We start from the raw sequence: 22,209 nt of genomic DNA, 5'->3' as shown, positions 1-22,209 counted from the left end.
CGGCCCGTGGATGACGGCAGCCGGCAGCCGCCATCGCAGGATCAGGCGGGGCGCAGCAGCATGTTGGGGCGGGGATAGGGCGTTGCCGCCGCGCCCAGTCTTTCGGCGACAACCGGACGGCCGATATAATAGCCCTGCGCGTAGTCGATCTCCATCTGGCGCACGAGCCTCAACTGCTCTTCCGTCTCTACACCTTCGATGAGGATCTTGTGGCCGCGATTGCGGATGAGGCGGATCATGTCCTGCAGCATCGCCCGGCCGCGCGGCGTGTTGCTGTCCTGCAGGAAGGAGCGGTCGATCTTGACGGTGTCGAAATCCGTCATGCGCAGCCAGGAAAGGCCGGCGAAACCGGTTCCGAAATCATCCAGCCAGATATTGATGCCCAGTGTCTTCAGGTCGCTCAGGCAGCGCAGCACGTCGGAATGCATTTCCATGTCGACGCCTTCCGTGATCTCGAAGGCGAGCCTGTTGCCGGCAATGCCGGCCTCCACGAGAATGGCTGCGACCGAGGTGGCAAAACCCGGATTTTTCAATTGCATCGGCGAGACATTGACGCTGACGACGTCCACCCTGTCATCGGCCAGAAGGTGCTTGCAGACGGTCTTGATGGTCCAGAGGCCGAGTTCCATGATCGTGCCGGTTCGTTCGGCAATCGGAATGAAAATGCTGGGCGAAACCGGATTGCCGTCCAGCAGGCGAAGCCGCATCAGCGCCTCGACCCCTGCGGTCTCATTGGTGGAGACGTTGAGGATCGGCTGATAGACGAGGGAAACGAGATTTTCCGCGATGGCGATCTTCAGCAGGGCGGCAATGTTCTCGGTCTCATCACTGGTCTGCGGATCTTCTGGATCGAACAGCTTCATGCAGTTGCGGCCGTTGCCCTTGGCGATGTAGAGCGCGCGGTCGGCTTCGTTGATGATTTTCTCCAGCTTGCCGTCCGGGTTGGGACGGGTGAAGGAGGCACCGATGCTGACGGTGACGATGAAGGTGCCGTCGCGACGCTGGTCATGCGCAAGCGAAAGCTCTTCGACGGTGTGGCGGATCGTTTCGGCAAGCTCACCCACCTGCTGCTTGGATTTGAACGGCGCCAGCACGATGAATTCTTCGCCGCCATAACGGCCGATGGAGGCGCCGTGGTCGATGATCGCATCCTGCAGCGCGTTGCCGACCGTCATCAGGCATTTGTCGCCTTCCTGGTGGCCGTAGCGGTCATTGTATTTCTTGAAGAAGTCGACGTCGATCAGGAGAACGGCGAAACCCTCTTCCTTCTTGCTCCAATTGTCCCACAGCAGGCGCAGATGATGGTCGATGGCGCGGCGGTTCTGCAGGCCGGTTAGGGAATCGGTGTTGGAAAGCCGCAGCAGCGCCTGCCCACGCTCATCCGCCGCCTTCTGCTGCGCCTTTGCCTCCAGCCCGTTAACGAAGACGTGGAAACGCTCGCGATTGAGGTTCCAGTTTACATAGGAGGTAAAGACGAAGCACGAAATGTAGAAGGTGCCGAATGCGAATTTGTAGAAAACATCCTCGGGAAACTGCGTCGCCGCCAGAAAATAGGTGACGAGAATGATGCCTGATGACACCAGCGACAGATGGAAACGGAAGCTGAAGAACAGATTGGCGCCCATCATGAAGATCGCCCCGAAAACCATGTAATAGGACATGTTTTCTAGATTGTCGGTCAGAAGCGAAGGCAGCAGCCAGCCGATATAACCCATGACCAGCGCGGTGGCGCAGGTGAGATCGAGGGCTGCTGTGCTGGCGCCCTTGCGCAGCTGGATCTCCAGGGTCAGTAAGGATGACAGGACGACGATGAAGCGCGCGAGAATGGTATAAAAGGCGACGTCGGGTATCAGAATGATGTCGGTTGCGGCAAATAGCAGATAGATGAAAACGGCCGTCCACAGGCCTCGCCGGATTGAACCGCGACGACTGCGCTCGCCTTCCCGCTGGTAAAGGGCAAGAAGTTCATCAGAAAACCGGGAGTCCGGCCGCCGATAGTCTTGCTGTCCACTCACCTCTCCCAATGTGTGCTTCATGCACTTTCCCATAGTGTTGCGTATACTTAATCAAGTAACTGCTTATTCCACTTTTCCGTGTACTAATGCACCGGCGCGGGTTTCTGTCGATCTATCCCAATGCGAGCGGAAAACACCGGGCGGAAGAACGCATCATACGTTCGCAACATTAAGTTTCACTAAATCGCGTATCCGCTTTCTCCCCTGCCCACGAGTGTGACCAAAAAAGTACGCTAATTTACTAATGTATCCCTACACCGCTGAAAAATCGAAAGCGAGTGGCCATCCGTCTCCCAGAAACGTATAGTTAACAATGTGTTAATCCTGGAGGCTGATGTAGTGCGGGTAAAGAAGAAAAATCTTGACGGGGCAAGTCTGATTACCCCGGATACTGTCGCAAAAGAGATTTTTGCGCGCAAAACGGAAACATTCGATGAGCAGTTCGCACTTGCGAAAGCAGAGGTGGCGCTCATTCTCGAATTGGCACAACAGCAATTCGACAATCGTGTTTCAGCACGTGAGATAATACATAGAACGGCGGGTGCACTTCATCTCCTGCGAGAGAAGCTCCACTCCAGCGTGTGGGCTGAACTGATTCCGCTGGTACAGAATCACTCCGTGTCACGCCATTTTCTGGAAGACCCGTTCACGCGCTGGTCCTTTGAAAAGCCGCGCGGTTATTCGGGCGACGCGCAATTGCTGGATTTCATCTATGGCCATCCCAGCGTCGCCGAACAGGTGAACAAAGCGACCCCGCTTGGCGCGGCCCTTTACGACTATACGAAGGATGCCAGTTCCTCGGTCGCCGTGCGCGAGCGGCGCGATTTGCTGACGCGATTTGTTGACGAGGCCGCCGCCCGGCACGGTAGGGAGACGGAGATCCTCACCATCGCCTCCGGCCATCTGCGCGAGGCCGATGCCTCCGCAGCGCTGAAAGAAGGCGGGATCAAGCGCTGGGTGGCGCTCGATCAGGACCCGCTCAGCGTCGGTTCCGTCGCGCGCGATTTCAACGGCACCTGCATCGAGGCGATCGACGGTTCGGTGCGCGATATCGTTCTGCGGACACAGGAACTCGGCAGCTTCGATCTCATCTATGCGGCGGGTCTTTATGATTATCTGAACGACCGTGTGGCGATCAAGCTGACACGGCGCTGCATGGAGATGCTGAAACCCGGCGGCATGTTCCTCTTCGCCAATTTCTCTGAAGACATCGTCGTCGATGGCTACATGGAAACCTTCATGAACTGGGCGCTGCTGTTGCGCTCCAAGGCGGATATGTGGCGGATCGTCAATGCCAGCGCCGACCCCTCAAGCATAGAGGCGGAGGTGTTTTTCGGCGAAAACCACAATATCGTCTACGCGACGATGCGGAAGAAGGCGTGACATCCTTCGGCCGGCCTCCGCCTGCCAATAACCATTTGATTAAACCCCGTCGCGGGCCTAAGAATCCGCGCCGAATGCGTTGCAGAATGGAATGGCTGAAATGAAGAGATATTATTCGGATATGGGCGGTCTGCCGGGGCAGACGGAACTGCTGTCGAGCAAGGCTGTTTTCAAGACCGCCTATGCCGTCATCCCCAAGACCGTGATGTCCGATATCGTAACGAGCGTGCTGCCGCACTGGACGGGCACACGGGCCTGGATCATCGCCCGGCCGATGACCGGTTTTTCCGAGACTTTCGCGCAATATATCGTTGAGGTGCAGCCGGGCGGCGGCAGCGACAGGCCGGAGCCGGACGAAAGGGCGCAGGCGGCGATCTTCGTCGTCGACGGCGAAATGACAGTGACCTTCGAGGGCGCGCAGCATGCGCTGCGGGAGGGCTCGTTCGCCTACCTGCCGGCCGGTGCGCGCTGGCAGATCACAAACTCGGGCAAGGCGCCCGTCAAGTTCCATTGGGTCCGCAAGGCGTTTCAGGCGGTTGATGGTCTTGAGCCACCGCCAGCAATCTTCACGCATGAAGATGAGAACGCCATGTCGGCCATGCCTGACACGGATGGCAAATGGGCGACGACGCGCTTCATCGATCCGGAAGATGTGCGCTACGACATGCATCTCAACATCGTCACCTTCGAGCCGGGCGCGACCATACCTTTCATGGAAACCCATGTGATGGAGCATGGCCTCTATGTGCTGGAAGGCAAGGCCGTCTACCGGCTGAATGAGGACTGGGTGGAGGTGCAGGCGGGCGACTTCATGTGGCTGCGCGCCTATTGCCCGCAAGCCTGTTATGCGGGCGGGCCGGGCCGGTTCCGTTACCTGCTTTACAAGGATGTGAACCGCCATGTGAAGCTCTGGTAACGGGCATCCATCGGCGAAACCCCGTGATTTATCGCGCAATCCGGCGGTTTGCGCGATAAATGCTTGCGTAAAATCGAATATCCCTAATAAATCCTGATATGCGGACGGTTGTCGCCGTTCCGTAACATTCCGGCATCCGCCTGCATCTACTTTTCGAGAAGAATGCCCGTATGAGTGAGACGTTCGATACCAATGTGTTCAATCTTGCACCCGTGGCGATGTGGATCGAAGATTTCAGCGAGGTGAAGCGTCAGTTCGATATCTGGCGGGCTGAGGGTGTCGAGGATATCAGGGCATTTCTTCTGGAGGATCTATCGCGGGTGGCGGCCTGTTCGCAGAAAATCCGCGTGATAGAGGTCAACGCCAAGACGCTGGAACTGTTCGAAGCGCGCGACCAGACGCATCTCGTCGATAATCTGCATCGGATTTTTCGCGACGACATGCTGGAAAGCCATGTGAACGAGCTTTCCGAACTCTGGGCGGGGCGGACGGAGTTCACCAGCAATGCGGTGAACTATTCGATCGGGGGTAGGCGGCTCGATATCCAGCTGCGCGGCGCGGTCATACCCGGCCACGAGGACACGCTCGGCCGGCTGCTTTTGACCACCGAGGATGTGACGGAGCGCGAGGAAGCCCGCCGCAAGGAGCTTCTCAACCGCCGTTACGCCGAAGGCATGTTCAAACATTCACCGGTCTCCCTCTGGGTGGAAGATTTCAGCCGGGTACGGCGGCTCATCGAGGAGGTCAGGGATCGCGGTATTGTTGATTTCCGGGTGTTCATGGATGTGCATCCCGAATTCGTGCGGCAATGCATGAGTGAAATCCGCGTCATTGACGTCAACCGCGCGACGCTCGACCTCTTCTGCGCCCCGGATAAACAGGTTCTGTTACAGCGGCTCGGCGATATTTTCCGTGGCGAGATGGAAAAACCGTTCCGGGAACAGCTGATGGAGCTTTGGAACGGTAATCTGACCCACCACCGCGAGGTGGTGAATTATGCGCTTGATGGTTCGGAGCGGCACGTTCTCCTGCATTTTTCCGTCTTCCCCGGCCATGAACGGGATTGGTCGCTGGTGCAGGTGGCACTGACGGATATTACCGCGCGCAAGAAGGCGGAAGCCTATCTCGAATATCTCGGCAAGCACGATGTGCTGACCAAGCTGCATAACCGCGCTTTTTATTCGGACGAGCTGAACCGGCTGGAGCGTAGCGCGCTCAGGCCGGTTTCTGCCATCGTCATCGATCTCAACGGCCTGAAGGAAGCCAATGACAAGCTCGGCCATGATGCCGGCGACGCGTTGCTGCGGCGGGTGGGCGAGGTGCTGAACGGCGTGGTGACCGCGCCGAACCATGCCGCCCGTATCGGCGGGGACGAATTTGCCATCCTTCTTCCCGGCGCCGACAGGCAGATTGCCGCCGCCATGGTCGAGACGGTTTATGAACTGCTGAAGATCAACAATCAGTTCTATTCCAGCGCGCCGCTCAGCCTGTCGCTGGGCGTGGCGACCAGCGAAGCCGGCGAGACCATGGAATCGCTGGTTCGCCGGGCCGACATGAATATGTACGAGCAGAAGAACGCCTATTATGCGGCCCTGCGCAGCAGGTCCGCCGACAATAGCGACACGACGAAGGGCGGTCCGCAGTCGGAAACCACCTCCCTGAAACGCCTCTTCTGAGGATAAAGCGGCGAGGTCGTTTCAAGGGGCGGAGTGTTCTTGTCTGCTGCGACGTTGCATCATCTCGACGTCATCCTTGGGCTTGTCCCAAAGATCTAAACACGTCAACAAAATCAGTATGTTGCAGCTCCTCTGGACAAGCCCGAGGATGGCGTTGATGCGATTGGCCTGACTCTCCCTCCCATTTCACGATGTCACTCTTCCTTGGTGTCCGGTTAGGGCCGCGCTCTTCTTCACAAGCGCGTGAGGGCGCTTTTGCACTGCAACAATCCTATTGCCGAAATTTTACATACGTCTTAGTATGTATGTAAATGTGACCTATTTTATGGATTCGGAGCGCAGTATGGCGAAGAGATTTGGGCAGATCGTAGCGGTGTTGTTGACAGGCATCGTTCTGGTCGGATGTAGCGACGAGCAGGCGTCCGCGCCCGGTGCCCCGCCGCCCGGTGCGGTAAAGGTCGTGGCCGTGAAGCCGGAAGAGCTGCCCATCACCAACGAATTGCCGGGACGCATCGCGCCGACGCGGCTTGCCGAAGTGCGCCCGCGCGTCTCGGGCATCATCGTCGAACGAGTGTTCGAGCAGGGCTCGCTGGTGAAGGAAGGCGACGTCCTCTACCGGATCGATCCCGCGCCGTTCCAGGTGCGCGTCGACAGCGCCGAAGGCACGTTGCGCCGGGCGCAGGCCGCGCAACTGCAGGCGCGCCAGACCGCTGACCGTCAGCAGCAGCTGCGCCGGTCCAATGTCGGCTCGCAGCAGGAGTTCGACAATGCGGTCGCCCAGTTGGCGCAGGCCGATGCCGAAGTGACGGTTGCGGAGGCCGGCGTTGCGGAAGCAAAGCTCAATCTGCAATATGCCGATGTGAAGGCCCCGATCAGCGGCGTCATCGGCCGGGCGCGCATCACCGAAGGCGCGCTGGTCAGCGCCACCGGTTCGGAAAGCCTGGCGACGATCCAGCAGCTTGATCCGATCTATGCCGACTTCACCCAGCCCGCCGCCGACCTCATCCGCCTGCGCAAGGCGCTGCAGGACGGCCAGCTGATGACCGGCCAGAACGAGGCCGAAGTCAACCTGCTGTTTGATGACGGCAGCCGTTATCCGGTTTCCGGCCGCCTGCTGTTCTCCGAAGCGGCGGTGGATGAGACCACCGGCCAGGTGACGCTGCGCGGCGAATTCCCCAACCCGAACGGCGATCTTTTGCCGGGCATGTATGTCCGCGTCCAGATCCAGCAGGGCATTGAGAAGGCGGCCTTTGCCGTGCCGCAGCAGGCGGTGCAGCGCGATGCGGGCGGGCAGGCAAGCGTACTTGTCGTCAATGCCGAAGACACCGTCGAACAGCGGCGCGTCAGCGTCGGCCGCTCCATCGGCGACCGCTGGGTGATTTCGGAAGGCCTTGACGATGGCGACCGTGTCGTTGCCGAAGGTTTCCAGAAAACTGCGCCGGGCGCCAAGGTGAAGCCTGAGCCGTGGTCTGCGGAGCCCGATGTCACTGCCGCCGCCGGCAGCGAGGGTGCTGCCCCGGCCGCGAAGCAATAAGGACCGACTTCCATGGCACGTTTTTTCATCGATCGGCCCATTTTTGCCTGGGTCGTCGCCATCTTCATCATGCTGGCGGGTTTGCTCGCCATTCCCATGCTGCCGATTGCGCAATATCCGAATGTGGCCCCGCCGCAGATTTCGATCGGCACCAACTATCCGGGTGCTGCGCCCGAGGACATTTACCAGAGCGTGACGCGTCCCATCGAGGAGGAACTGAACGGCGTTCCGGGTCTTCTCTATTTCGAATCGACTTCCGAATCCTCTGGCAGCATTTCCATTAACGTCACCTTTGCGCCGGGCACCAATATCGGTGAAGCGCAGGTGGAGGTGCAGAACCGCATCGCCCGCGTGCAGCCGCGTCTGCCGCAGGCGGTTACCCAGCAGGGCCTGCGCGTCGAACAGGCCGGCACATCGTTCCTGATGATGGTGGCGCTCACCTCCGTGGATGGCAATACGGACGCCATCGGCCTCGGTGATTATCTCAGCCGCAACGTGGTCGGCGAATTGCGCCGCGTGCCGGGTGTCGGCAGTGCACAATTGTTCGCCACCCAGCGCTCCATGCGCATCTGGATGGACCCGGACAAGATGCTCGGCCTCAGCCTCACCTCGTCCGACGTCATCTCCGCCATTCAGGCGCAGAACTCGCAGGTTGCGGCAGGCCGCATCGGCGCATCGCCCAACCCCATCGGCCAGCAGATTTCGGCCACCGTCAATGTGCAGGGCCAGCTGACGACGCCGGAGGAGTTCGGCTCCATCGTGCTGCGCGCCAATCCGGATGGTTCCTCCGTACGGCTGCGGGATGTGGCGCGGGTGGAAGTGGGCGGCGAAAGCTACGCCTTCTCCAGCCGCCTGAACGGCAAGCCCAGTGCGGCCATCGGCGTGCAGCTGTCGCCGACCGGCAATGCGCTGCAGACTTCCGACGGCGTGCGCGCCACCATGGAGGAGCTGTCGCGGTATTTCCCGGCGGGTCTGGAATATGAGATTCCCTACGACACCAGCCCCTTCGTGAAAATCTCGATCCAGAAGGTGATCAACACGCTGGTGGAGGCAATCATCCTCGTCTTCGTGGTGATGTTCGTCTTCCTCCAGAACATCCGCTACACCATCATCCCGACACTGGTGGTGCCCGTGGCGCTGCTCGGCACCTGCGCCATCATGTATGTCTCGGGTTTCTCCATCAACGTGCTCACCATGTTCGCGATGGTTCTCGCCATCGGCATTCTCGTCGATGACGCGATCGTCGTCGTCGAAAATGTCGAACGCATCATGGCGGAAGAACATCTGTCGCCTAAGGAGGCCACCCGCAAGGCGATGGGACAGATTTCCGGCGCCATCATCGGCATCACGCTGGTTCTGACGGCGGTGTTCGTGCCCATGGCCTTCTTCCCCGGCGCCGTCGGCATCATCTACCAGCAGTTCAGCCTGACGATGGTGGTCTCCATCCTGTTCTCGGGCTTCCTCGCGCTGTCGCTCACGCCTGCGCTCTGCGCGACGTTCCTGAAGCCGATCAAGGCCGGCCACCACGAGAAGAAGGGCTTTTTCGGCTGGTTCAACCGCGGCTTCGACAAGGCCTCGCATAAATACTCATCTTCGGTCGGCAGCATCATCAAGCGTTCCGGCCGTTTCATGATCATCTATGCGGCGCTGCTTGCCGGTCTCGGCTGGGCCTATATGCAATTGCCGAGCTCCTTCCTGCCGAACGAAGACCAGGGTTACCTGATCGTCGACATCCAGGCGCCGGCGGAAGCCAGCAGCGAACGCACGCTGCAATCCATCCAGCAGATCGAAAAGATCTTCCTGGCGGAACCGGCGGTCGATCGCGTGATCGCGGTGTCGGGCTTCTCTTTCTCCGGTTCCGGCCAGAATGCCGGTCTCGCCTTCGCGACGCTGAAGGACTGGAGCGAGCGCGGACCGGAGGATTCTGCCGCCGCCATTGCACAACGCATCAATGGCAAGCTGTGGGGCCTGCCGGGTTCCATGTCCTTCACGCTGTCGCCGCCGCCCATTCAGGGTCTTGGCAATTCCAGCGGCTTCACCTTCCGCCTGCAGGACCGTGCGGGTGCGGGACAGGCGGCGCTGAGCGCCGCCGGAGCACAGCTGATGGCGGCGGCGCAACAAAGCCCGGTTCTCGCCGGCCTGCGCGTCGAAGGCATGCCGGATTCGCCACAGGTCAATCTCATCATCGACCGTGAAAAGGCCAATACCTTCGGTGTAACCTTCAGCGACATCAACGCCACCATCTCCGCCAATATGGGGTCGTCCTACGTCAACGACTTCCCCAATGCCGGCCGCATGCAGCGTGTGACCGTGCAGGCGGAGCAGGGCCAGCGCATGAAGACCGAGGATCTTTTGAACCTCAACGTCCGCAATGCCAATGGCGGCATGGTGCCAGTGAGCTCATTCGCTTCGGTGGAATGGGTGCGCGGTCCCTCGCAGGTGGTCGGTTATAACGGCTATCCGGCGATCCGTATCGGCGGCCAGTCCGCACCGGGTTACTCCTCCGGTGATGCGATTGCCGAAATGGAGCGTCTGGCGCGCGAATTGCCTGGCGGTTTCGGTTTCGAATGGACCGGCCAGTCGTTGCAGGAAATTCAGTCCGGCTCGCAGGCGCCGGCGCTGATCGGCCTCAGCGTGCTGTTCGTCTTCCTGCTTTTGGCGGCGCTTTACGAAAGCTGGTCCATTCCGCTCTCTGTCATGCTGGTGGTGCCACTCGGCGTCATCGGTTCGGTGGCGGCGGTGATGCTGCGCGGCATGCCAAACGACGTCTACTTCCTGGTCGGCCTCGTCGCCATCATCGGTCTCTCGGCCAAGAACGCGATCCTGATCATCGAATTTGCCAAGGATTTGCGGGCGGAAGGAAAATCCACCTATGATGCGACGGTGGAGGCGGCGCATCTGCGTTTCCGGCCGATCCTGATGACCTCGCTCGCCTTCTCGCTTGGTGTGCTGCCGATGGCAATTGCATCGGGCGCCAGCGCGGCGAGCCAGAACGCCATCGGCACCGGCGTTCTCGGCGGCATGATCTCGGCGACGATCCTTGCGATCTTCTTCGTTCCCGTGTTCTTCGTTTTTGTCATGAAGATTTTCGGGGATCGGAAGAAGGGCAGCGAGATTGCTGCTGACGCCGTGTCGCCGGCCGAATAAAACGAATGGGAAGGCCGGGTTGATATCCGATGAAAGCATTCATCTGATTGACAGCCCGGCACCGCAAAGAGGCACGGTGCGAAAGCACCGTGCCGTGGTTGAAAGGAGACATCAGCATGCGCCGAACCAAGGCCGAGGCAGAAGAGACGCGTCAGGCGATCCTTGCCGCTGCCGAGCGGGTGTTCTTCAAAAAGGGCGTGGCCAATAGTTCGCTGGACGAAGTGGCGGCCGCGGCCGGGGTGACCCGCGGGGCAATATACTGGCACTTCTCCAGCAAGACCGACCTTTTTATCGGACTTTACGAATCCGTGGCGTTGCCGGAATCGGATCTGCTGGATTTTGGCGATCCGGACCTCAAGGGGACGGCACTGCTGGCCAAGATCGAGGAAGCGACCTGCAAGTGGCTTGCGCTTCTGGCGGAAGACGAACAACGCCAGCGCATCATGACGATCAGTCTGCGTACCAATTATTCCGACGAATTCGCCCCGGTCCTGCATGCACAGGAAGAGCTGGACCGTCACCACAAAGATGTGCTGGAGGCCGCTTTTCAGCGTGTACAGTCAGAGGGTGTCTTTAATGATAATTGGACGGCGGAATCGGCGCTTGGTGCGCTTTACTGGATGCTGAAAGGCATTGTTTACGACTGGTTGCTGTTCGGTCAACGTTTCGATCTGGTCAAGGAAGGGGCCGAGGCCATGCATCGCCTCATGAAGGGGTTTCAGCGTCCTCCAGCGCCGTGAACGAAGCGCCGCCTGATCCTGCCGCGCCGGTCAAATTTGAGTGTATTCTAAAAGACAGGCGAAAATTGCTTTACGTACCTCAAAACGGACGCTAGCTTCTTCTTCGAGCTTTGGGAGGAGTTCGAAGATGGTCATTTCAGGTATAATCAAGGGGCAAGTGCCGTCCGTTTCCGCTGGATATCGGTGACGGCTGATGGCTTTTGCTGACGAATCTCCAGACCCGGCCCTGATCCGGACGGTTGGGCTGTCGAAGTCCTTCGGTCCGGTACAGGTCCTGAAGGATATCGAGATTGCGGTGCGGGTCGGCGAGGTCCACGCGATCATCGGTGAGAACGGTGCCGGCAAGTCGACGCTGATGAAGCTTCTGGCCGGCAATGAGAAGCCGTCGAGCGGGGAAATCCGCATCGATGGCGAAGCCGTTACGCTGAGCGGACCGGTGGACGCCGAACATCGCGGCATCGTCCTCGTGCATCAGGAAATATTGCTGGCGCCGGATTTGACGGTGGCGCAGAATATCTATCTTGGTCGCGAATTGCGCCGGGGCCCGATGATGGACGACCGGGCCATGCGAGCAGGAGCCCGCAGGGCGATAGCCGATCTCGGTGGCACGATCGATCCAGATGCCATCGTCGGTAGCCTTTCGATTGCCCAGCGGCAGCTGGTGCAGATTGCCCGTGTTCTGCTCGTGCCGCATCGCGTCGTCATTTTCGACGAGCCAACCGCAAGCCTCACGCCCATCGAAACCGATGCGCTGCTGAACGTTATCAGGGACATCAGGGCCAAGGGCGTGGCCGTGCTTTATATTTCGCACCGCCTGCCTGAAGTGAAGGAGATCGCCGACCGGGTGACTGTCCTGCGCGATGGCCGGCTGGTCGCCTCACATACGGCATCGGAACTGGAGCCGGCCGATATGGCGCGGCTGATGGTGGGGCGCGATGTCGCCAAGCTCTATCCGGACAGGAACGCCGGCGGAGAGCAAGAACCGGTTCTGCAGGTGGAGCATTTCACCGTTCCCGGTTATGCGCAGGATGCCGGTTTCAGCCTTCGCAAGGGAGAAATCCTCGGTTTTGCGGGCTTGGTGGGGGCGGGCAGAACGGAGCTGATGGAAGGTGTCCTCGGCCTGCGGGCCGGGCGCGGAAATATCCGCCATCTCGGTCAGCCTGTGCATTTCGCAAAGGCGGAGGACAGTCTGAAGGCCGGCATCGTTTATCTGAGCGAGGACCGCAAGGGCAAGGGATTGCTGCTGACCAAGGATTTGCGGGTCAATCTCACGCTCGCTTCGCTCAGCAAGTTCAGCCGGCTGTTTCAGATCGATATCCGTCGCGAGGCGCAGGCGCTCGACGACGCTGTGCGCGATTTCGACATCCGAACCGGGCGCAAGGACCTGCTCGCCGGCCAGCTGTCCGGCGGTAACCAGCAGAAGCTGTTGCTCGCCAAGATGATGCTGCTCGATCCGTCCATCGTCATCATCGATGAGCCGACACGCGGTATCGATATCGGCACCAAGGAACAGATTTACCGTTTCATCGCGAACCTTGCGGATGAGGGGCGATCGATCATCGTCGTTTCCTCTGAAATGCCGGAGTTGATCGGCATCTGCGACCGTATTCTGGTGATGCGTTCGGGCCGGATCGTCGGCGAGGTGGCGGGCGAGCGGATGACCGAAAACGACATCGTGGCGCTGGCGACGGGCGTTCATACGCAGGAATTCGCCTGAGGCCCGCCTGTTATTCGAACAAGGCCTGAAGAAAAGACAATTGAGGGGAAATATGACTGAGGCCGCACTTGATAACGGCAAAACGCCGAAGACCTCGAAGGACTGGGACCTGCGCGCCGTTGCGCCTTTCGTGGCGCTGGCCCTGCTCTTGGTGCTCGGCACCATCGCCAATCCAAATTTCATCGGCATCGACAATCTCTTGAATGTCGTGACCCGCAGCGCCTTCATCGCCATCATCGCGCTTGGCGCAACTTACGTCATCACGTCGGGCGGGCTTGATCTTTCGGTCGGCGCCATGGTCGCTTTCGTCGCCAGCCTGATGATCCTGTTCATGAACAGCGGCGTCATTGCCAGCCCACTCTTGATGCTGCTCACGGCCATGGCGCTGGCGATCGCCATCGGGGCGGCCTGCGGGCTGACGAACGGTCTCATCACCACCATCGGCCGCATCGAGCCTTTCATCGCCACGCTCGGCACCATGGGCATCTATCGCGGCTTGACCACTTGGCTGTCGCAGGGCGGAGCGATCACGCTGCGCAACCCGGACATCCAGACGCTTTATCGTCCGGTCTATTTCGGCAATATCCTCGGCGTGCCGGTGCCGGTCGTCGTGATTTTCGTGACGGCCGCCATTGCCGCCTTCGTGCTGTACCGCACCCGTTACGGCCGCCATCTGACCGCCGTCGGTTCCAGCGAGGACGTGGCGCGTTATTCCGGCATCTCCGTCGTCCGGGTCCGCACAATTGCCTATGTGGTTCAGGGGCTCTGCGTCGCGGTTGCCGTGCTGCTTTACGTGCCGCGTCTCGCTTCCACCTCGGCCACGACAGGCATGTTGTGGGAGTTGCAGGCCATCACCGCCGTCGTTGTCGGCGGCACGGCGCTGCGGGGTGGGGTAGGGCGCATCTGGGGCACGATCTGCGGCGCCTTCATTCTGGAGATCGTCGGCAACATCATGATCCTGTCTAACTTCGTCAGCGAATATCTGATCGGCGCCATTCAGGGCGCGATCATCATCATCGCCATGCTGGTGCAGCGCTCGCTCAGCCGCAGGTGACGTATCACGCCGCGCCATGTGGGGCAGGTGCGGTTGGAGGAGGAACGCCCCGGTCTTGGGAGGAAAGAGACTATGCGTAGAAAATTCATCGGCGTGGCATTTGTCGCGCTGGCTGCCGTCCTTGCGGGTTCTGCTCATGCGCAGGACAAGAAGGTTACGATCGGCGTGTCCATTCCGGCGGCCGACCATGGCTGGACGGCGGGCGTCGTTTACCACGCCGAGCGCGTGGCAAAACTCCTGATGAAGGAGCATCCGGGGCTCAACGTCATCGTCAAGACCTCGCCGGATGCCGCCAACCAGGCAAACGCGCTTCAGGATCTTGCGGTGCAGGGGCTGGACGCGCTGGTCGTGCTGCCGTCGGATCCCGATCCGCTCGTCAATGCCATCAAGGAAATCAAGGATAAGGGCACCTTCGTCGCGCTCGTCGACCGCGCGCCGAGCGTCAACGACAATTCGATCCGCGATCTCTATGTTGCTGGTAACAACCCGGCACTTGGACAGGTGGCTGGCGAATACATCAAGAAAACCACGCCTGACGCGGAAGTGGTGGTCATTCGCGGCCTGCCGATCCCGATCGACCAGCAGCGCCAGGATGGTTTCGACAAGGGTATCGCCGGCTCCGGCGTCAAGGTTCTCGACCGCCAGTACGGCAACTGGAACCGCGACGACGCCTTCCGCGTGATGCAGGACTATCTGACCAAATACAAGAAGATCGACGTGGTCTGGTGTCAGGACGACGACATGGCGATCGGCGTGCTGGAAGCGATCCAGCAGGCGAAACGCACCGATATCAAGTATATCGTTGCGGGTGCCGGCTCCAAGGACATGATCAAGAAGGTCATGGACGGCGACAAGCTGGTGCCGGTCGACGTGCTTTATCCGCCGGCGATGGTGGCGACCGCCATGCAGCTGACAGCAGGTCATTTCTACGATCAGGTGCCGGTTGCCGGCGAGTATATTCTCGACGCGACGCTCATCACCAAGGACAATGCCAAGCAGTTCTACTTCCCGGATTCGCCGTTCTGAGAATCCCGCACATGAAAACGCCCGCCAAAAGGCGGGCGTTTTTTATTTGGTAGCTGATGAAAACCATTCCTCAGCCGCTCTTGCGAAACCATGCCGAGAGATAGTCGACGAAACTGCGCACCTTGGCAGGCAGGTAACGGCGGTGCGGATAGACCGCATAGATGCCGCGATCCTTGGAAATATAGTCATCGAACAGGGTCACGAGCTCACCGGACTGGATATGCGGCCGAGCGATGAAATCCGGCACCATGGCGATGCCGAGCCCGGCGCGAGCGGCGCGCAACGTTGCCTGCGGGCTGTTCACCTCGATCGGCCCGCTGATGGCGACCGAGTTCGAGCCGCCATCCGGTTCGAAATAACGCACGGTATTATGAAAGCGGGTATTGGTGTCGATGATGAAGGGCACTCGGGCAAAATCCTGCGGCCCGTCGAGCGGCCCGTGTTTCGCCACGAAATCCGCCGTCGCCACCGCATAAACCCGGAAGTCGGAAAGCTTACGGGCAATGAGGCCCGAATCCTCCAGCCGTGTAATACGGATCGCAAGGTCGAAGCCTTCTTCGATCAGATCGACGAATCGGTCATCGGCGACGATTTCCAGCACCAGTTCCGGGTTCTCCTTGGCGAAATCGATGAGGCTCTGGCCGACATCGGCGTCGATGAAGGTTCGCGGCACCGAGATCCTGAGCTTGCCCTTGAGATCGGCATTCTTTTCGCGCACCAGATCGGCAAGGTTGTCGATCTCCTTCAAAATGTCGGAGGCGGTGCGGTAATAGGTATGCCCGGCCTCGGTCAGCGAGAACTGCCGGGTGGTGCGATTGAGAAGCAGCGCGCCGAGATCATCCTCAAGCTCCCGGACATATTTGGACAGAAGCGCCTTGGAACGCCCGGTCTTGCGGGCGGCGGCGGAAAACCCCTCCGCTTCGACGACATCGATAAAGGCGCGGATGCGGGTGAGCGTGTCCATGGAAATCCTCCGGTTCGTTCCATATAATTGAACGCTGGGGCGTGACTGTTCAACCCTAAATTCACTGCCGAAAAAATCCGCGCTTTGATGAAAAAATTCTCTTGATTATGACTGCGAATATTCTTATCTCCCGTGCTGCCCAAAGTCGCACGTGCCCATGTGTGTCCGCCGATTCCTCGATGTGGTGAGGATTTAGGTAAGGTACCTGGAACTAACCCCTCCAGTCGCTATTCCGGCCAACCGGGAAATGCGAGGACATATGAAGCAACGACGGTGCGGGCCTTTCTGGTTCTCTGCCGGCTTTCCATCAGCCGGGGTACTGAAGAGGCACACCATCATTGCCTGAAGTGCGGTCGGGTCAATCCCTCCAATCGATGGCAGACAAAGCCGAATGATGCTCTGGCAGGGCATCGTTCATATTCACGCCTTGAGCGTATGCTATCGATTCTGCGCCTCCACCGGCTGATTCGAATGCATATCTCGAGCGTCCTTTGTCCTCCGGATTTTTCCGGAGTCGGTTTTATAGGGAATATATCGATGACGACTGCACGCATTCTCGACTTCATCAAGACCCGACGTCCCGAAGGCCCTTGCCTCGTGGTTGATCTCGACGTCGTGCGCGACAATTTCAACGCGTTCCGGCATTCCCTGCCGAACAGCGCGATCTATTATGCCGTCAAGGCAAACCCGGCTCCCGAAATCCTGAAGCTGCTCGCTTCGCTCGGCTCCAACTTCGATTGCGCCTCCGTGGCTGAAATCCAGATGGCGCTCGATGCCGGTGCGACGTCCGACCGGATTTCCTTCGGCAACACCATCAAGAAGGAGCGCGATGTCGCCCGCGCTCACGCGCTCGGCATCGATCTCTTCGCCGTTGATAGCCATGAGGAAGTCGAGAAGATTGCCCGTGCCGCTCCCGGCGCGCGCGTGTTCTGCCGCGTTCTGACGGACGGTGAAGGCGCTGAATGGCCGCTGTCGCGCAAGTTCGGCTGCGTGCCGCAGATGGCTGTCGACGTTCTGGTCTATGCGCATCAGATGGGTCTGGAATCCTACGGCGTTTCCTTCCATGTCGGTTCGCAGATGATGAACCTCGACGCATGGGATGCGGCACTTGCCGATGCAAAGCGCGTCTTTGCGTCGCTGTCCAAGCAGGGCATCCACCTGCAGATGGTCAATATGGGCGGTGGTTTCCCGACCAAGTACCTGCGCGACGTTCCTGCTGCCGAAGAATACGGCCAGGCGATCGACACGGCGCTGCGCAAGCACTTCGGCAACCAGATCCCGAAGACGATCATCGAGCCGGGCCGCGGCATGGTCGGCAATGCCGGTGTCATCAAGGCGGAAGTCGTTCTCGTGTCGAAGAAGTCCGACAACGACAACCATCGTTGGGTGTTCCTCGACATCGGCAAGTTCGGCGGTCTCGCCGAGACGATGGACGAGGCAATCCGTTACCCGATCCGCACCGAGCGCGATCAGGACGAGATGCAGCCCTGCGTTCTGGCCGGCCCGACCTGCGACAGCGCCGACGTGCTGTATGAAAAGAACATGTATCCGCTGCCGGTCTCGCTGACCATTGGCGACGAAGTTCTGATCGAAGGCACTGGCGCCTATACGACGACCTATTCGGCGGTCGCGTTCAATGGCTTCGAGCCGCTGAAGGCTTACGTCATCTAAGCATCGGGCCGAAAAGTGTAACGCGGTTTTAGGAAAACCCGATGCGCAGGTCAAAAAGTTCGAACGCCGCCCGCTGAACAGGGCGGCGTCTCGACCAAGCTTCCGTTCCGGCCCTGCCGATTGTGCTGTTGCGCAAATCCCTGCTTGCTGCACCTCTTCCAGCCGAGGAAAGCGTGTCGGCGGGCCGGAGCGGTTTCACCATTTTTCATCAAGGGCCGCGTGTGGGCGGTTGTGTGACGGGAGGCCAAGGATGGCCGCTCTTTTGAATTCGGTACGGGCATTTTTCACGCCGCAGACATTTCATGTCGATCAGGAAAATCCGGGCGATGTCGTCGCCCGTGAGAACCTGCTGGACCGCGCCATGGGCGCTGGCCGCCGCCGCAAGTCTTCCGAGAAGTTGCGCGCCGGCCGCGTTCCGGCCGAAGGCCTGGCGCTGGTCGCCCGTGATGAGGACGGCCATGTCATCGCCACCGTGCGCCTGTGGAATGTCGAAGCCGGCATTTCGCGCGAAGGCCGTCCCGTCGAAGCGCTGCTGCTCGGCCCGCTTGCCGTCGATGCCGCCCATGAGGGCAAAGGTATCGGCTCGGCGCTGATGCGCGCGGCAATCGGTGAAGCCACCAAGCGCGGTCACGGCGCCATCCTTCTGGTCGGCGACGCGCCCTATTACGAGCGCTTCGGCTTCTTCGCCGACAAGGCGCAGCACCTGATCATGCCCGGCCCGTTCGAGCGCAACCGTTTCCTGGCGCTGGAGCTGAAAGCTGGCTGGCTGGAAGGTGCCGCCGGTCTTCTGGTCGCAAACGGTCGCCGTCTCTCGGCCTGAGGCGACCCTCCTACTGATATCAAACCCCGGCCCAAAGCCGGGGTTTATTGTTTCTATCATACGGTCAATGCGCTCGACCTTTCCCCACCGATAATTTTCCAAACGCCTATTGCTTGCGATAATTTGCGGGTATATACCCGAGACAAATGCCAAATGATCGTTGCCACTGCATTCTGTTGCGCAAAGCATCCCGCAAGGTCTCGTCCTATTATGACGAGGCGCTGGCGCCGCTTGGCGTCAATATCGCCCAGTTCAGCCTGTTGCGGAACATCAACCGCACGGCGCCTGTGTCGCTGACCGACCTTGCCGCGCGGGTGGAGCTGGATCGCTCCACTGTCGGCCGCAATTCCAGGGTGCTGGCCCGCATGGGGCTGGTCGCCATCGGCCACGGTGAGGACCAGCGGGAGGCAATGCTGACCGTAACGGAGGAGGGGCAGGCGATCTTGAAGGCAGGCGCGCCGCTTTGGGACGGCGTGCAGGACGACATCGAGGCTCGGCTGGGGCCCGAAAAGACCGCGCAATTGCAGGAAATACTCGCAGTCCTCTAATTTTTAGATCATGAAGCGGGTATCTACCCGCAAGACTCGGCCAAAGGCCGCTGGAAAGGGACCTTGAACATGCTCTCCACACGCCTTGCCAGCTGGATGGCCGGCAGAAACCTGCATTACGGTTGGGTCGTAGCCGTCACCACCTTTCTGACCATGCTGGCCACCGCCGGCGCGATGGGATCTGCAGGGGTGATGATCCAGCCTCTGCACCAGGAATTCGGCTGGGATATCGCCGATATTTCCTCCGCCATGGCGGTGCGGCTGGTGCTTTTTGGTCTTCTTGGGCCTTTTGCCGCCGCCTTCATGAACCATTTCGGCATCCGGCAGGTGGTATCGACGGCACTCGCCTTGATCATGGGCGGCATCGTTGTGTCGTTCTTCATGACGGAAGTGTGGCAATTGCTGCTTCTATGGGGTGTGGTGATCGGTGTGGGCACCGGCATGACCGCACTGGTGCTGGGTGCGACGGTGGCGTCACGCTGGTTTTCCAAACGCCGGGGCCTCGTGATCGGCCTGATGACAGCCAGCAATGCCACGGGTCAGCTGGTGTTTCTGCCGTTGCTGGCGGCATTGACCGAGGCCTATGGCTGGCGGACGGCCCTGACGCTATCCGTTGCGGTGATTGCAACCGCGATGGTCCTCGTCCTGCTTTTGATGAGAGACCACCCTTCCGATGTCGGCCTGCCGGCTTATGGCGAGACGGCGGTGGTAAAGCCGCCGAAGCAGGACCATAATCTTCTCGCCACGCTGGCCTCACCGCTGGTGACGCTCAAAAGCGTGTCCGGCAACCCGGTCTTCTGGGTCCTGTTCGGCACCTTTTTCGTCTGCGGCCTGTCCACCAATGGCCTCATCCAGACCCATTGGATTTCGATCTGCGGTGATTTCGGCATGGCCGCGGTCACGGCGGCAGGCACGCTGGCGGTAATCGGCATCTTCGATTTCTTCGGCACGATCTTCGCCGGCTGGCTCTCCGACCGTTTCGACAACCGGTTCCTGCTGTTCTGGTTTTACGGTCTGCGCGGCCTTTCCCTGATTTATCTTTCCTTCTCCGGTTTCAGTTTCGTGGAGCTTTCGGTCTTCGCCGTCTTTTACGGGCTGGACTGGGTGGCGACGGTGCCGCCGACGGTGAAGCTCGCCGCCGAAAATTTCGGACGCGAAAAAGCGGGTCTCGTGTTCGGCTGGGTCTTCGCCGGCCACCAGCTGGGCGCAGCCACCGCGGCTTTCGGCGCCGGTTTCTTCAAGAGCGATTTCGATACCTATATGCCGGCGCTGCAGATTGCCGGCCTGATGTGCCTGATCGCGGCTTTCTCGGTGCTGCTTCTCAGGAAGCCGGGCTCCGCCGCCCTGACGCCTCAGGCGGCCTGAGGGTAAGGAAGGGCGCCGAACCGGCGCCCTTTTCCTTTTCAAGGGTATGAAACCGTCCGTCACAGGACAAGTTTTGTTGCGCAATTGTCACAATGCCGCTTGCTTCGTCGGCCTGACAAGCGATCGTCGTTCCCATTTGATCCATCTCAATCGGCCCACCCGGTCCATCGCCATAGTGGCTGCGATCCGGTGCGGCAGGCGAAGAGTCGCCTACCCACCGTCATCAGCCGGTTCGGGGGCTGCCCGGCCGCGCTGCGCTATAGGAGAGATGGAATGACGAAGATGAACAGCAAAACCGCCCTGCTGGCCAGCGTTGCGGCGATGGTGATGGTAAACGGTGCGCTGGCCGCCGATCTGGCGCCGCTGGCACCGGCGCCCACCGCCGAAGAAGCCATTGCGGCGGCAAGCCCGTGGATGCTGCGCGTGCGCGGCCTCGGCGTCATCACCAATGACAGCGGCAGCGTCGACGGCGTTCCGGGTGCGGGCCTGTCCTATTCGGATACCGTGATCCCCGAACTCGACATCAGCTACTTCTTCACCGACAACTTCGCCGCCGAACTTATCCTCGGCACCACCTATGCCAAGATCAATGGCGAGGGCGTGCTCGCCGGCACGCCTGTGGGCAAGACATGGCTGCTGCCGCCGACGCTGACGCTGCAATATCACTTCACCGATTTCGGTGCCTTCAAGCCCTATATCGGTGCGGGCGTGAACTATTCGCTGTTCTACAACCAGTCGGAAAAGCCCGGTTTCAGCAATCTCGATGTCAAGAACAAGCTCGGTGCTGCCGTGCAAGTCGGTTTCGACTATATGCTCGACGAACATTGGGGCGTGAACTTCGACGTGAAGAAAATCTTCCTGAAGACCGACTGGACCGCCGAACTGGGCGGCACGCCAATCAGCGGCAAGGCCAAGCTCGATCCCTGGCTGATCGGCGCGGGTATCACCTATCGCTTCTGATCGAGGGCGGGCCTGAGCACTGCCTTTGACGGGCGGCGCGTTCTGAGCTATACGGACGGCCACGGGCAGAGAGCCCCGGCCGTCCGCAGGCATTTTTGCCCCTGGTGAAGCTCTTATCCTTGATAACGGTCATCCCCATGTTTTGCATGTCGTCGATGGCAACGCGGACACCCCTCGGAAAATTCGGCATGTCAATGTTGGAGAACCGTTATGAACGTGTCCAAACCGCTTCCCGCCCTGGAGGGGCTAAAGGAACAGGCAAAACGCCTGCGCGCCGCCCTTGAGGAACAGGGGCAGACAATCACCCACTCGAAGGCGCTGGAACTCATCGCTGCGCAATATGGCTTCCGCGACTGGAACACCCTCCACGCATCGGCCGGCAACCGCCCCGCCTTCAATCCCTATCTTCTGGGTTCGAGAGTGGAAGGCTTCTACCTCGGCCAACCCTTTGTCGCCTCCGTGCTTGGCGTTCAGGCGCTCGGCGGAGAGCCCGAACGCTATCGGCTCACCCTGCATCTCGACGATCCCGTCGATGTCGTGACCTTCGAAAGCTTCTCCGCCTTCCGGCAACGTGTCCACTGCAATATCGACACATCCGGCCGCACGGTGGAGAAAACCTCCAACGGCCGGCCGCAGGTGGAACTGGTGTGGTAGGGGGACGGCGAAGGTTTTA

17 protein-coding genes are annotated in these 22,209 nt (G+C 60.0%); 15 read left to right on the top strand and 2 right to left on the bottom strand.

Annotated elements, in window-relative coordinates; translation table 11 throughout:
• Positions 1–41 precede the first annotated feature (41 nt).
• Positions 42–2,036, bottom strand: a complete 1,995-nt coding sequence (locus tag O8B93_RS10650) for a putative bifunctional diguanylate cyclase/phosphodiesterase (RefSeq protein WP_269709775.1) — start codon at positions 2,034–2,036, stop codon at positions 42–44.
• A gap of 318 nt (positions 2,037–2,354) precedes the next feature.
• On the opposite strand from O8B93_RS10650, the gene O8B93_RS10645 reads away from it, so the two are divergent.
• The 9 genes from O8B93_RS10645 (at position 2,355) to O8B93_RS10605 (ending at position 15,208) form a co-directional block, all read left to right on the top strand.
• Entirely contained in the window at positions 2,355–3,398 is a 1,044-nt protein-coding gene (locus O8B93_RS10645; protein ID WP_269709773.1) for a class I SAM-dependent methyltransferase, read from the top strand.
• Between the two features lie 91 nt (positions 3,399–3,489).
• Complete coding sequence (locus O8B93_RS10640) at positions 3,490–4,314, top strand: bifunctional allantoicase/(S)-ureidoglycine aminohydrolase (protein ID WP_269709772.1); 825 nt, start codon at positions 3,490–3,492, stop codon at positions 4,312–4,314.
• 170 nt (positions 4,315–4,484) lie between these two features.
• Positions 4,485–5,990: a sensor domain-containing diguanylate cyclase gene (locus O8B93_RS10635; RefSeq protein WP_269709771.1), complete on the top strand. Its 1,506-nt coding sequence runs from the start codon at positions 4,485–4,487 to the stop codon at positions 5,988–5,990.
• 343 nt (positions 5,991–6,333) lie between these two features.
• Positions 6,334–7,524 (top strand): efflux RND transporter periplasmic adaptor subunit, encoded by a 1,191-nt coding sequence (locus O8B93_RS10630; RefSeq protein WP_405049053.1) that lies wholly within the window; start codon positions 6,334–6,336, stop codon positions 7,522–7,524.
• A gap of 12 nt (positions 7,525–7,536) precedes the next feature.
• Entirely contained in the window at positions 7,537–10,671 is a 3,135-nt protein-coding gene (locus tag O8B93_RS10625; RefSeq protein WP_269709769.1) for an efflux RND transporter permease subunit, read from the top strand.
• A 116-nt stretch (positions 10,672–10,787) separates the two neighbouring features.
• The gene (locus tag O8B93_RS10620) at positions 10,788–11,411 is read left to right on the top strand and encodes a TetR family transcriptional regulator (RefSeq protein WP_269709768.1); all 624 of its coding nucleotides are present in this window, start codon (positions 10,788–10,790) and stop codon (positions 11,409–11,411) included.
• A 193-nt stretch (positions 11,412–11,604) separates the two neighbouring features.
• Positions 11,605–13,128: a sugar ABC transporter ATP-binding protein gene (locus O8B93_RS10615; protein WP_269709767.1), complete on the top strand. Its 1,524-nt coding sequence runs from the start codon at positions 11,605–11,607 to the stop codon at positions 13,126–13,128.
• 52 nt (positions 13,129–13,180) lie between these two features.
• Positions 13,181–14,182 carry an ABC transporter permease gene (locus O8B93_RS10610; protein ID WP_269709766.1) on the top strand — a complete coding sequence of 334 codons (1,002 nt, stop codon included), beginning with the start codon at positions 13,181–13,183 and terminating at the stop codon, positions 14,180–14,182.
• Between the two features lie 72 nt (positions 14,183–14,254).
• The gene (locus O8B93_RS10605; protein ID WP_080827810.1) at positions 14,255–15,208 is read left to right on the top strand and encodes a substrate-binding domain-containing protein; all 954 of its coding nucleotides are present in this window, start codon (positions 14,255–14,257) and stop codon (positions 15,206–15,208) included.
• Between the two features lie 70 nt (positions 15,209–15,278).
• Here the strand turns inward: O8B93_RS10605 and O8B93_RS10600 are convergent, their stop codons facing one another.
• Entirely contained in the window at positions 15,279–16,172 is an 894-nt protein-coding gene (locus O8B93_RS10600; protein WP_080827809.1) for a LysR family transcriptional regulator, read from the bottom strand.
• A 537-nt stretch (positions 16,173–16,709) separates the two neighbouring features.
• Here O8B93_RS10600 and odc2 point away from each other — a divergent pair.
• The 6 genes from odc2 (at position 16,710) to O8B93_RS10570 (ending at position 22,190) form a co-directional block, all read left to right on the top strand.
• On the top strand, positions 16,710–17,843 hold the full coding sequence (gene odc2, locus O8B93_RS10595; protein ID WP_269709765.1) for an ornithine/lysine decarboxylase: 1,134 nt from the start codon (positions 16,710–16,712) through the stop codon (positions 17,841–17,843).
• A 250-nt stretch (positions 17,844–18,093) separates the two neighbouring features.
• The gene (locus O8B93_RS10590) at positions 18,094–18,663 is read left to right on the top strand and encodes a GNAT family N-acetyltransferase (RefSeq protein ID WP_006314763.1); all 570 of its coding nucleotides are present in this window, start codon (positions 18,094–18,096) and stop codon (positions 18,661–18,663) included.
• A 146-nt stretch (positions 18,664–18,809) separates the two neighbouring features.
• Entirely contained in the window at positions 18,810–19,211 is a 402-nt protein-coding gene (locus O8B93_RS10585; RefSeq protein WP_269709764.1) for a MarR family winged helix-turn-helix transcriptional regulator, read from the top strand.
• A 69-nt stretch (positions 19,212–19,280) separates the two neighbouring features.
• Positions 19,281–20,576, top strand: a complete 1,296-nt coding sequence (locus tag O8B93_RS10580) for an MFS transporter (protein ID WP_269709763.1) — start codon at positions 19,281–19,283, stop codon at positions 20,574–20,576.
• 273 nt (positions 20,577–20,849) lie between these two features.
• On the top strand, positions 20,850–21,536 hold the full coding sequence (locus tag O8B93_RS10575) for an OmpW/AlkL family protein (protein WP_269709762.1): 687 nt from the start codon (positions 20,850–20,852) through the stop codon (positions 21,534–21,536).
• 210 nt (positions 21,537–21,746) lie between these two features.
• Entirely contained in the window at positions 21,747–22,190 is a 444-nt protein-coding gene (locus tag O8B93_RS10570) for a glyoxalase superfamily protein (protein ID WP_269709761.1), read from the top strand.
• The last annotated feature ends 19 nt before the right edge of the window (positions 22,191–22,209 follow it).

The sequence above is a fragment of the Martinezella rhizogenes genome (assembly GCF_027460065.1).
Classification (GTDB): domain Bacteria; phylum Pseudomonadota; class Alphaproteobacteria; order Rhizobiales; family Rhizobiaceae; genus Agrobacterium; species Agrobacterium rhizogenes_C.
Note: the sequence above shows the minus strand (reverse complement) of the source record. Positions and strands in the feature narration are given on the sequence as shown.